General features: G+C 67.3%; 11 protein-coding genes. 2 read left to right on the top strand and 9 right to left on the bottom strand.

Going from position 1 to position 12,056, the window contains the following annotated elements:
• The first annotated feature begins 65 nt into the window (after positions 1 to 65).
• On the top strand, positions 66 to 1,031 hold the full coding sequence (locus GLA29479_RS00480; RefSeq protein ID WP_057970452.1) for a chitinase: 966 nt from the start codon (positions 66 to 68) through the stop codon (positions 1,029 to 1,031).
• An 87-nt stretch (positions 1,032 to 1,118) separates the two neighbouring features.
• On the opposite strand, the gene GLA29479_RS00475 is transcribed toward GLA29479_RS00480, so the two are convergent.
• The 4 genes from GLA29479_RS00475 to GLA29479_RS00460 all read right to left on the bottom strand — a co-directional run bounded on the left by GLA29479_RS00475 (position 1,119) and on the right by GLA29479_RS00460 (position 4,983).
• Positions 1,119 to 1,706, bottom strand: a complete 588-nt coding sequence (locus GLA29479_RS00475) for a hypothetical protein (RefSeq protein ID WP_057970451.1) — start codon at positions 1,704 to 1,706, stop codon at positions 1,119 to 1,121.
• Positions 1,707 to 1,868: 162 nt separating this feature from the next.
• Positions 1,869 to 2,603, bottom strand: a complete 735-nt coding sequence (locus tag GLA29479_RS00470; protein ID WP_057970450.1) for a hypothetical protein — start codon at positions 2,601 to 2,603, stop codon at positions 1,869 to 1,871.
• 326 nt (positions 2,604 to 2,929) lie between these two features.
• Positions 2,930 to 4,402: a PhoPQ-activated pathogenicity-related family protein gene (locus tag GLA29479_RS00465; RefSeq protein WP_169795588.1), complete on the bottom strand. Its 1,473-nt coding sequence runs from the start codon at positions 4,400 to 4,402 to the stop codon at positions 2,930 to 2,932.
• Positions 4,403 to 4,545: 143 nt separating this feature from the next.
• Positions 4,546 to 4,983: a hypothetical protein gene (locus tag GLA29479_RS00460; protein WP_211265020.1), complete on the bottom strand. Its 438-nt coding sequence runs from the start codon at positions 4,981 to 4,983 to the stop codon at positions 4,546 to 4,548.
• A gap of 264 nt (positions 4,984 to 5,247) precedes the next feature.
• Here GLA29479_RS00460 and GLA29479_RS00455 point away from each other — a divergent pair, with 264 nt between their 5' ends.
• The gene (locus GLA29479_RS00455) at positions 5,248 to 6,654 is read left to right on the top strand and encodes a S41 family peptidase (RefSeq protein WP_057970448.1); all 1,407 of its coding nucleotides are present in this window, start codon (positions 5,248 to 5,250) and stop codon (positions 6,652 to 6,654) included.
• Positions 6,655 to 6,837: 183 nt separating this feature from the next.
• Here the strand turns inward: GLA29479_RS00455 and GLA29479_RS00450 are convergent, their stop codons facing one another.
• The 5 genes from GLA29479_RS00450 to GLA29479_RS00430 form a co-directional block, all read right to left on the bottom strand.
• Positions 6,838 to 8,232, bottom strand: coding sequence for a hypothetical protein (locus GLA29479_RS00450; RefSeq protein WP_057970447.1), 1,395 nt, complete (start codon positions 8,230 to 8,232; stop codon positions 6,838 to 6,840).
• 392 nt (positions 8,233 to 8,624) lie between these two features.
• Complete coding sequence (locus tag GLA29479_RS00445; RefSeq protein WP_057970446.1) at positions 8,625 to 9,218, bottom strand: HAD family hydrolase; 594 nt, start codon at positions 9,216 to 9,218, stop codon at positions 8,625 to 8,627.
• Positions 9,219 to 9,589: 371 nt separating this feature from the next.
• Complete coding sequence (locus GLA29479_RS00440) at positions 9,590 to 9,898, bottom strand: PAAR domain-containing protein (protein WP_082638168.1); 309 nt, start codon at positions 9,896 to 9,898, stop codon at positions 9,590 to 9,592.
• 163 nt (positions 9,899 to 10,061) lie between these two features.
• Complete coding sequence (locus GLA29479_RS00435) at positions 10,062 to 10,676, bottom strand: hypothetical protein (protein WP_057970445.1); 615 nt, start codon at positions 10,674 to 10,676, stop codon at positions 10,062 to 10,064.
• A 155-nt stretch (positions 10,677 to 10,831) separates the two neighbouring features.
• A complete protein-coding gene (locus GLA29479_RS00430) occupies positions 10,832 to 11,974 on the bottom strand; it encodes an alpha/beta fold hydrolase (RefSeq protein WP_057970444.1) in 1,143 nt (380 codons plus the stop codon).
• Positions 11,975 to 12,056: the final 82 nt, after the last annotated feature.

The raw sequence follows: 12,056 nt of genomic DNA, 5'->3' as shown, positions 1-12,056 counted from the left end.
TCGCATCCGGACCGACCGCGTGCGTACCCCCGGGGGGACCGAGAGTCCACAACCGAGGATACGTAATGAACGCACCCCACCAGACCGCCCCCCACGGCAAGCGCCGCCGCACCGCCTGGGCCGTCGCCGGCCTGCTCTGCGCCCACGGCGCTTTCGCCGCACCGCAAGCACCGTCCGAAGAGCTGTCCGCGGCGCCGAGCGCGACGACGCAGGTCGGGCCCAGCGCGACCTGCACCTATGTCGATTGGAGCCGCGGCATCAACTACACGCTCGGCACCATCGTGAAATACCTGCCCAACGGCCAGTACTACAAGCTGGTCAACGTCGGCAGCAACGGCAGCGACGGCACCGACCCGACCATCAGCACCTGGTACTGGCAGCCGACCAGTTGCGACAACACCACCCCGCCGGGCGGCGGCGGCTTCATCGTCACCCAGGCGCAGTTCAACCAGATGTTCCCGAACCGCAATCCCTTCTACACCTACGCCGGCCTGGTCGCGGCGATCAAGTCGTATCCGGACTTCGCCCACGAGGGCGGCGACACCATCGCCCGTCAGGAAGCGGCGGCCTTCCTCGCCAACGTCAACCAGGAAACCGGCGGGCTGGTGCATATCCGCGAACTCAACCAGGCCAACTGGAACCATTACTGCGCACCGGCCGGCACCTGCGGCAACAAGCAGTACTACGGGCGCGGGCCGATCCAGCTCAGTTGGAACTACAACTACGCCGCCGCCGGCAACGCACTCGGCCTGGACCTGCTCAACAACCCCGACCTGGTCGCGACCAACGCCGCAATCGCCTGGCAGACCGCGCTGTGGTACTGGATGACCCAACGCGGCGGCGCCGGCAATACGCCGCATCAAGCGATGGTGAATCTGCGCGCGTTCGGCGAGACCATCCGCGCGATCAACGGCGGCATCGAATGCAACGCCAGCGGCCTGGGCCACCAGCAGATGCTCAACCGCGGCACCTACTACCGCAACTTCGCCGCGATCCTCGGCGTGCCGCCGGGCAACAACCTCACCTGTTGATCGGCACCGCGTCTTGATCGACGACGCGTCCGGCCGCCGCATGCGTGCGGCCGGACGTTTCGCGCCGGCGGACGTTTCGCGCGCGCCTCAGCCGTCGAAAGCGGCGCAGCCGATCTCCTGCGTGCCCCCCTGCTCGCCCGGACGCACGAAGCGCAGATCGGGCATCGGCACGTTCTCGCTCGGCTTCGCGGTCGGCACGCCGAGCTTGAAGTATTCGCGATAGGCCTCGGGCACCGGCCGCGCACCGATCGCCGCGCGCGCCTGTTCCGCGCTCGCTTCGACCACCACGGCGAAGGTCGAACCGCTGCCGAAGTCGTAATCGACATGGCGCACCAGGAAACCGTGCAGACGCGTGGGACGGCTGGGGGTCAGCCTGCCCGAGCCGGGGCCGACGTCGCCGAGATTGCTGTCCGGGTCGACCGCGACGCCGGCCTGGCGCAAGGTCTGCGCGAACGCGGCGTCTTGCACATCGGCGAAGTACTCGCCCTGGCAGGCCGCATTGGCGCCGATCCATGCGGCGAAATCGAACGCCGTGGCCGTCATCGGCACGGGCGCGGGCGGCGACGGTGCCGCGACGTTGGCCGGCGACTTCGCGTTCTCGTCGTCCGGGCCGACGCAGGCCGACAAGGCCAACGCCAGCAGCCATGCGCCTGTGACTGCAATCCTGCCTTCCATGCCCCTGTCTCCCTGATCCGATGGCCACAGCCTACCCCGCGGGGCGACATCGGGACACAGAACGCCAGAGACCGACGGGCGTGAAGCCGGCGATCGTGAAGCGCGGCTTGCGCCGGTCACGACCGCCGGCGCGGCCGAACGGTTGGAACTCCGCCTATCCGATCATTCGGCGGTGAGGTAATAGGTGAAAGTCTTGTCGTGGCCGATCGTGTTGGTGCCGTGCACGACCAGCGTATGCGAACCCGGTGCGAGCGGTTTGAACATCATGAAGAAGCCGTCGACCACGGCCGGCTGCCACGCGCCGGTGATGCAGCCGTCCATGCGCGGGCGCAGGCTCAAGTCGCCCTTGATCGAAAACAGATTGTCGGAGGCATAGCGATAGCCGAACACATCGCGGATCGGGCGCCCGTCCAGGCTCACTTCGAGCAGGTTCACCGTGTCCATCGCCGCAGCCGCGTCCTGACGCAGAAAGTCGTACAAGGATTGGCCCGGCGGCGGCTCGAAATTGGGGTCGGGACAGGGATAGGTGTTCACCACCGCGCCGATGTAGAGCAGGATCGATTTGCCGCGCGGGATGGTGCAATGGCGCGTGCCGCTGAACACCGGCGGCCCGGCGATGCGGGCGATGTACCAGACCGGGCCGTGCTGATCGACCGCGCAGTTGGCACCGGTCGGGTCGTACAGCGGGCTGCGCTCCAAAGGCTGCGCATACACCCATTGCGAAGCGGTTTCGCCCCAGGTCGACATGCTCTTGCCGAAGGGTCGCGAATCGCGTGGATACAGCACGCGCTGGTTGGCGTGGTGGCTGCCGTTGTCGGCGGCGGGGCTGCCGGCCTGCGCCGAAGCGCTGCAGGCGAGCAGGACGGAAAGCAGGACGGAGATACGGGTCTGGCGCATGGACGATCCCTCGGCTGAGGTGGATACGGCGACGGTGCCTGCGCGGCGGATGCGATGGAGTGCGGACGCGTACGCAGGCCTCGGGCGACTGCCTTGGCGAAGGCGCAAGCGCTCCCGGCGGCCGCCCGCGATGACGGGCCTGGTCGGGAGGGTTCGGCAACGGACCGCCATGCAGCAAACACCCTCGGCGCGAAAGCTAGGCCGCGGGTGGGGCGATTACTCGCTGGTTTCGGACAAGGTCGTCCGTGGGCGCGTTTTCGGTCCGCTTATGCACAAGGCGATGCGCGCAGGGCGCATCGCCGCGACTCTATTCACTGCGGCGCGCGCTATTGAGGCACGACCAGGCAGGCGCCGCCGCCGTTCGGCGGCGGTTGCTGCGGAAAGGTCTTTTCCGGATACACGTGCACCGGGGTGGTGGCGATGAAGCCGTCGGCGAAGGCGAACTCGACGAAGGCCGCCGACCAGCCCGTTGCTGGCAACGTCAACGCCGCCTCGACGCTGTTGCGCGTCAAGATCAGCGGCGATTCGCGATAACGGATACCGCAGGCGTAGCGGAAATCGCGTCCGTTCGGATTATCGGCGACCCACAGTTTGGCGCTGACCGGCCGCTCCGAGGCGCGGGCGCTCAGTCGTAGCTGGCTCCCGCGTTGGCTCAAGCGTGCACGCACGCTCGGCAGGGATTGGTTGCGCCCCCAGCGTTGCAAGGCCGGGATCAGGGTCTCGCGGATGTGCCGGCGCACCCCGCCGTGATCGGAGTTCGGTGCCGCGCGCAGGCTGGTCGCACCGGGAAGATCGTCCAGGTAAAGGCGTTGCGCATCGGGCGGGAAGAAATCGTCGCCGCTGGCGTTGACCAGGTACTTCGGAATGCGCAGACGCTGGCGGTGACGCGTGCGCAGATAGGCGTAAGGGTCTTCGATCTTCATCAGGTCGTCGAACTCGGGCTGCCGGTAGCGCGTGGTGATGCCTTCCTGGTGGTAGGGCTGCAAGGCGATCGGCCAACCGCCGCCGTAGCTGCGGTTGATGTGTTCGATCAAGGCCTGGATGCGCATGTCGATGACGTAGGAGACGATCGCCTCTACGCGCAGATCGCCGATCGCGGTCAGCCACGCGGTCCAGGCGCGCTTGGAAGCGCCGGTGACGACGAAGGAACGCACCCGCCAGCCACGCAGTTCGCGCTCGGCCAGGTCCATCGCCTTGACCGCGCTCTCGGCCATCGGCAGGTGCAGCGGCAGAGTCGTGTTCGCTGCCGGGTCGTCGAGGAAACGGCGCCAGGTCGCCGCGACCAGCACGTCCTCTTTCTTCGCGACCGTTTCTCCGGGCAGGGTCAGGTATTGGTTCGGCACGTCCGACACCGAGACCACGATGGTGTGGGTGGCGCGGGCGACTTCGAGCGCCAGGGTCTCGTCGAAATCGCTCGGCGGCCGCACCGGGTCGTTGCCGCTGGCGCGGTTGCTGCCGTTGTTGATCACCAGCAAGGCCGACTTCGGCCGTGCGACGTCGGGAATGTAGATATCGACCCGATGCGTCCATTCCGGCGGGATCGCGCCGCCGCTCTCGGGCCAACGCTGCGAAGCCAAGCGATAACTGCGCTTCTCCACGCCCTCCAGCGGCGTGCTGCCGAGGCTTTCGTAACGCAGCGGCACGCGCGCCTGGCGCTGGCGATAATCGGGCCAGACCTGGCTGTAATCGATGCGATGGCCGGCCGTGTCCGGCGCCGCCGTCGAGGCCGTGGCCACGGCGGTCGCGCTCGACGCGAGCGCCATCGCCGCCAATCCCCAGCCCAGCAGCCGCTGCCTCATCGACTGTTGAACGCTCGGAACCGTGGTCCGACGGGTCGTCCGATTCATCGTATTCAGCCCTCGCCTGCCGTATCGGCGTCCAGCCTAAACGCAAACCCGGGCCGGACCTGTGCGGCAGCGCAGAGATCGGCCGACGGCGCGGCTTACAGGTTGCGCCAGGCGCCGATCAACCCGAACAGATGGACCAGGCCGATGGCGAAGCAGATCGCCGAGCTCCAATACCAGAACGGTGTCGCCGGCTGCGGCACTGAAGCCACCGCCATCGGCACGACCACGAGCCCGCGCAGCAGATACACCGCGGTGATCGCGCACAGCGCCGGCTTGGCCCAGGGCCAAGGCGCGATCAGGCCCGAGCCCGACAACGCATACCCGCCCCAGATCGCCAGCATCAGGGCGATGCAGGCGGTGAGCGCGGCCGGATACAGACGGCCGGCTTCGTCCATGCGCGCCATGCCTTCGCCGGCGCCGAAGAAGCGATACCAGGCGGCGCCGCCGAAGATCACCGCGACATGGGCCAACGCCGCCATTCCATTGAGGATCGCGGCGAACAACAACCAGGGCTGCGAGAGCTGCGACATCATGCGGCCTCGGGCCCGGAAGCACGGACGAAGTAGAGAGCTTGGATCGGCATCGAGCGATCATGGCGGACACGAAAACTGTGCGCGAGTGCCGAAAGCAACGGTCGCGCCGACCGCGAATGGCCAAGGCCCTATCCGGCACCAACAGACGGTCGTTTGCACGGCTTGCGACGCATCGGCGCCCGACCGCATCCACGGAAGACATGGCCCCTCGCCGCTCGCCGCGGCGGAATCGTTCCGGCGCGGCGGCCTTCCCCGGAGACCCTCATGCGCACCGCCCAGCGTCTGATCCATTGTCTGTTCGCCCCGCTGTTGTTGCTTTGCGTGCCCGGCACCGTCCATGCCGCCGCAGCGACGCCGCGCGACAGCGTCGCCGACGTCGCCCGCAGCATCCAGGATCATTACTACGACGTCGATCGCGCGGCGAAGATCGGCGAAGACCTGCGCAAGGCCGCGACCGCAGGCGAATTCGACCGCTACACCGACCCGCGCGACCTCGCCACCGCCTTGACCGAGCGCATCAAGTCCCATGACGGCCATTTCCGAGTCAATTGGCTCGCGCCCGAACAACGCGCTGCCGATCCACGCGGGCCGGCGCAAGCTGTCGGCGCCGGGCCGCGACTCGCCCCTGCTGGTGCCGGTGCCGGCCCGGGTGCGGGACCGCGCGTGCGCGTACGCGGGCGACCCGGCTCGAACGTGGCCCAGCCCGTCGATTACGCGCGTCGCCGCAACTACGGTGTGCACCGGGTCGAGGTCCTGCCCGGCAATCTGGGCTATCTGGATCTGAAAGAGTTCGCCGATTTCCGTTTCGGCGAGCCGCGCGCACCGGCACGCGTCGCGCTCGAATCGGCATTGCAGTTGCTCGCCTCCACCGATGCGCTGATCATCGACCTGCGCGACAACGGCGGCGGCTCGCCGGTCTCGGTCGGCTATCTGGTCAGTGCGTTCACTCCGAAAGGCGCCGACATCTACAGCAGCTTCCACTGGCGCGACGGCGACAGCCTCGGCAGCACCTCCGAGGCGCCTCAGGATTGGTACCCGACACCGCGCCTGGACGTGCCGCTGTATCTGCTGACCAGCGCGCGCACCGCCTCGGCCGCCGAGGCCCTGGTCTATACGCTCAAGAACGTCGGTCGCGCGGTGGTGATCGGCGAGACCAGCGCCGGCGCCGCCAATCCCGGCGCCGAGATCGACGCCGGCAACGGCTTCAGCGTTTTCGTCGCGACCGGCTCGCCGACCAGCCCGATCACCCATCGCAACTGGGAAGGCAGCGGCATCGCCCCCGACGTCGCCGTGCCGCAGCGCGAGGCCTTGCGCACGGCGCAGGCGCTCGCCCTCGACAGCCTGCTGAAGAAAGGCCTGAGCGGCGGCGATGCCATCGATGCGCGTTGGGCGCTCGACGCGGTACGCGCCGAGTCCGCCTCGGCGCCGGCGCTGGCCCACGCCGAGTACACCGGCCAATACGATCGCATGCGCATCGAAGAGGACGCCGGCCGTCTGTTTCTGCGCAACGGCAAACGCCCGCAGCAGCCGCTGGCGGCGCTGCAACGCGACCTGTTCTACCTCGTCGACGACCCGAGCGTGCGGGTACGTTTCGAGCGCGACGGCGGCGGCCGCGTCGCCTCGCTGGAAACCCTGCGTCCGGACGGCAGCTCCAACCGGTACAGGCGCTGAAGCCGAGGGCGTTGAAACGTCCGTATACGCACGACGGGCCGGCGACGCGCGGTGGCACCTCACCGCGCGTCGTACTTCACAATCGCACCAAGCCCGCGTTTGTTGTCTGTGCAGAGCGTCGCAGCCTGCGCCGGCGACCCCTATCATCCGCCTCCGGCCGGGCTGCCGACGCTCTGCGCCAGGTCACAGCTGACGCAGGAACGCGACCAGGTCTTCCTTCTCCTGCTTCTCCAGACGCGTCTGCAGTACGACGTTGAAGAACTCCACCGTGTCTTCCAGAGTCAACAGGCGACCGTCGTGCAGGTACGGCGGCGAGTCCTTGATGCCGCGCAGCGGGAAGGTCTTGATCGGCCCGTCGGCGCTGGCATAACGGCCGTTGATCGTGTGCGGCTTGAAGAAGCGCTCGACCTGCAGGTTATGCATGCTGTTGTCGGTGTAATACGGCGGCGCATGGCAGGCCGAGCATTGCGCCTTGCCGAAGAACAAGGCCTCGCCGCGCTTCTCGGCCTCGCCGGCATCGGCCTTGAGGCGCCCGAACACGTCGAGCTTCGGCGCCGGCGGGAAATCCAGCAGCGCCTGGAACTCGCCCATCGCGTGCACCTGATGGCCGCGGTCGAGGATGTTGATGCCCTTCTTGGTCGCGATCACCGGGTCGCCGTCGAAATAGGCCGCTCGCTGCTCGAACTCGGTGAAATCCTCGACCGTCTTCAAGGCCCGCTGCGAACCGAACAGGCGCTGGATGTTGACGCCGCGCAAGGTCGGGGTATCGATGCGATGACGGAACGGCTGTGGCCGGATGTCGCCGACCAGATGCGTCGCCGCGACCGTATGCCCGTTGCTGTGGCAGTCCAGACAGGCGACGCCGCGGCTCGGCAGGGCCGAACGCCGGTCCTCGGTCTGGTTGAACTGCTGCTGCGCGAACGGCGTCACCAGCAAGCGCAAGCCTTCCAACTGCTTGGGGTTCAATACACCGTTGAACAGCTCGAAGTAGTTGTTGATCGTGACCAACTGGCCCTTCGACACATCGCCCAGGTCGGGCCGCGTGGTCAGATAGATCGGCGCGGGAAAGTCCGGAAGAAAATGATCGGGCAGGTCGAAATCCAGGTCGAAGCGGGTCAGGTCGCGCTGCTCGGCGCGCTTGACCGCATCGATGTGGAACTGCGGAAACAGCATGCCGCCTTCGGGATGATTCGGATGCGGCAGGGGCAGGAACCCGAGCGGGAACAGGCCGCGCTCGCGAATCTGTTCGGGGCTCATGGCGCCGAGTTCCTCCCAACTCGTACCCGACGGCAGCCGCGCGCGCACCCCGCCCTGCACCGGCTTGCCGCCCGACATGGTCACGCCGCGCACCGGTTTGTTGCCCAGGTCGTAACGTTGTTCGAGCAGGCTGCGATGGCGTTGCATCACCGCGGGTTTGTCGCGTTCCATGCGCGACTTGATCGCGGCGAAGGTTTCCTTGATCACCACCGGCATGTAGCTGCTGGGTGGATCGGCGGCCAAGGCGATACCGGACACGCCGAGTGCGCTCAGACATAACAGCCACAGTGGCCGAAGCCGTGGAGACTTCTGCTGCCTCATGGTCTTTCTCCCTGGATGGCGAAGACGTCGCTGTCGGGCACCGCGGACGCGGTGCGCTGCTCGAGGCTAGTCCTCGCGCACGCACGGATGAAATCGTTTGATTCGATGGCAGCGATAGCCGATGGCTATACGCATGACGGCGCGGTTAAGCGCCGTGCGCATCGTCATGATGACGTCGCGACACGCGTCACGAAACATTCTCCGCATCGGAACGCTCGCGGTCGCGGCTTGCGCCGCTCCTACTCCGAAGCGACGCAACTCAAGGGTAGGAGCGGCGCAAGCCGCGACCGCGAAACCTCAGAGGCGATGCAAGCCGGGCCCGCGGCGCCTCCATCCGGCTCAGCGGTCTCCGGCGATGAACCGTGTGTACCCGAATCGCCGCAGCTCGCGGCTCAGGCCACTTCCTGCCAGCGGTAATACTTGCGGTGCGCCAGGTCGAGCAGATCCAGGTCTTCGACGGTGTCGCCATACGCATACACCGTCGCATAGTCGTCCAGATCGATCCGCTCGCGCACACGCCGCGGCTTTTCCGGCCCACAGCAGTCGCGGTCGCGATAGCGTCCGGTCAGCACGCCGTCGCGCGACTCCAGATACGAACAGATGAACTCCAGCCCCTGGTCCTCGCACCAGGCGGCGACGAACAGGTCCAGCGAAGCCGTTACCACGACCACACGATCGCCGCGCTGGCGATGCCATTGGATGCGCTCCAGCGCTTCCGGCCGGATCTGCCGTGCGACCACCTCGCGCGCATGGCGCGCGCCGGCTGCGCGCACCTCGTGCTCAGGGCGTCCGCGATAACCGAACGCCACGATGCGCTTGCGCACCGTCAGCCCGGACACGATGCCGAGCTTGTAGCCGACCACATACGGCGCCAACAGCACCTGGCCGAGCACCAAGGTCCGCCGATCGACCGTCGCGCGCACGAAGCCCGGAAAGGTTTCGTCGAAGGTGATGGTGCCGTCGAAATCGAAAAGCGCCAGATCCATGCCCGCCGGGCGGCCCTGTCATCGGCAGCGGATGACTTGCATGGACGATCGCCGGCCCGGCGAAGTCTAGCCGGATTGGGTGGGGCTGCAGCGCCGGAGAGTCCTGTCGTCGCCCAGCAGGATCATTCTCGATCAAGAGCAAATCCCCCTCCCCCGCTTTTTTAAAGGGGGAACTCTTCGGGCGTGGTTCGAGTTTGCTCATTCCGGACTGGTCTGTTGACTCAACCCAGCGGGGTGCCAAACTCCGTTGCCGAAGCCGCCGAACCTCTGCCCCTTTGACAAAGGGGGCCGGCGCCCGGCACATCGGGCCGAAGATGAAGACGCTGCGGCGCAGGGGATTTGCTGTTGCCCCCTCTGCGCATCGGCCCGCGTCAATCGGTCATCGGCCCGTACGGCATCAAGCCATAACCGCGTTCCGATTCGACGATGGAACGCACCTGGCGCAGGGAAATCAGGATGCAGCCGCACAGGCAGAAATCGCCGTGGCGCGCCGCCGGGCTGCCCTCGACCCGATGGGTCGGGTCGCCGGTCAGGACGATCGTCAGCCCGTGTTCGTGGCAATGCACCTCGTCGCCAACGCGCGCCCAACTGAAGCCACCGGCGCGCTCCGGCGTCGAACCGGTCAGCACCGTGCCGCCGCTGCTGGTCGTATCGCCGACCATTATCCAATGCCGAACCATCGCCCACCTCCGCTCTCGACTTGGTCAGACCTCAGGCAAGAAAACGGCGCAACGATCGCAGCGTGAATCGCGGCGCGATCGTCGGCTCCGCATTTGCAGACGCGCGTCATGTCGAACGGTCTTCCCCGGGGTCTTCGGGAGCAATCGAAAGTTGCGCATATCGTCAACCTCCCGGCTGCGGAGCCGACAAGGCGATCGCCGAGCCGGTGAACGGCAGCACCAGGTCGTAGATCGGCGCGGCCGGCGGCGTCGCCGGAAACGCGATCGGGGTGGTCGCGGCGGTGCCGAACTGGGTCACGCCGCCGAGGATCGTGCTGAGGTCGTAGCGCCGGCCGCCGAACTCGAACGGCCAACTGTCGATCAGACGCGCGCTGAACACGTTATTGGCGAACACCGAGGTCGAGGTCGCGCCGATCTGCGCCGCCAGCGTGGTGCCGACCACCAGGCCGGTGCGGCGGAAGGTCGCGATGCGCTCGCCCTGCGCGAACGAATCGGGCCGATCGAAATCGCCGGCCGGCTCGCGCTGCAGGTACACCGAGAACTCGCCGGCCGGGTCCAGCCCGAGCGTCAGCGCACCGTTGTCGACGTCGGGCGCGACGAAGGGGCGCGCGGCGAAGGTGAAGTGCGCGGTGGTTTCGCCGACCGCGCCCGAGAACAAGGCGCCCTCGATGCCGGACAGGTGCAGGAAATAGCCGTAATCGGCCAGCGAGCCGGTGGGCGTGCGATAGAAACGTCCGGTGACGTACCAGGCGAGTTCGGCGGACAACAAAGGCGACATGGGCAGGCTCGGCGAGGCGGAGCGATGCCGACTCGGCAAGGCCCCGGAAACGGAAGGGAACGCCGCATCCGCGACGTTTCCTCCAGCTAACGCCGCCAGGCCGAATCAGGAGGACAAGCGACCGCCCGCCAATGTCCGGAACCGTGCGCGAGCGCTCATTCCGGCGCAACATCTCCGGCGCGCTCGGCGATCGGACGGGCATAGCGCACCAGCGAGACCAGGGTCTTGCCGGGCTCCTCGGTGAACATGACGTGCGCGGACCGCTCGAACCAGACCAATTGCTTGGACGGCGCCTGCAGGCGTCCGAACCATTCGGCCGCGAGTGCCGACGAGACGTTGTAGTCGTCGCGGCCGTTGAACAGGATCACCGGGCAGTCCAGGCGCTTGACCGAGCTGTAGTCGCGCTGCAGCGCCTCGATCAGCAAGCGCTTTTCCGAGAACTCGTTGCCCTCCCAGATGCGCGCGATCTCGGCATCGCTGTATTCCGGCGCCAACGCGACCGCGGCCGAGACCGTGTCGTAGCCCTGCAGACTGCGCATGGCGCCACCGTAATGGCCCAGCCACTTGCGTTGCAGGTACAGGTCCTCGATCTTGGGCGGCTTGCCCGGCTGCGCATAGCCTTCGATCGAGGCAAGTTCGCGCAGCGCTTCGGCGTTGCCGTCGCGTTGGGCGCGGTCGAGCGCGAACTGCAGGCCGCGGCGTTCGCTTTCCGGCGAATTGGTGACCTGGCCCATGCCGATGTAGGCGTGCAGCCACTGCGGGCGGCGCTGGGCGAATTCCAGACCGAGCACGCTGCCCCAGGAATGACCGAGCACGAAGATCTTGTCCTTGCCGAATTCGCGGCGCAGCCAGGCCACCATCTCCTCGGTGTCCTCGACCATGCGCTCGCGCGTCATCGTCGGCTCGAGCTTGGCCGGATCGTTGAGCAGATAGGTCTTGCCGGCGCCGCGCTGGTCCCACTGCACGACGGTGAAGTAGTCCTCCCAACCGCGCTGGAAGTACCAGCTGAACGGCATTTCCACGAAGCCCGGCCCGCCGTGCAGCATCAACAGCACCGGGTTGCGCTTGTCGACGCCCCGGATCGTCACCCACTGCTCGATCCCGCCGATCTTCACCTTCTCGGCCCGTTCCACGCCTTCCGGGGTGACGATCCGGCGCAGATCGGCGATCAGCCGGGTCGCCTCTGCCCGGCTACCCGGCTTGGCCGTCTGCTGCGCCGCGGCATTCGTGACTGCGGTCAGGCCCAGGGCGGCCACGACGATCCAGCTCGTCGCTCGCTTCTGCCAATCGCTACGCATCTTGGTTGGTCTCCACTGTGGAGTCGCAAGAGATACGGGGCGGGGCCGAGCGGTTGCAGCAGGCATTCCACGGCGAGCGGTC

This window comes from Lysobacter antibioticus (assembly GCF_001442535.1).
Lineage (GTDB): Bacteria > Pseudomonadota > Gammaproteobacteria > Xanthomonadales > Xanthomonadaceae > Lysobacter > Lysobacter antibioticus.
The sequence above is the reverse complement of the archived record's forward strand: the minus strand, read 5'-3'. Positions and strand labels throughout refer to the sequence as shown.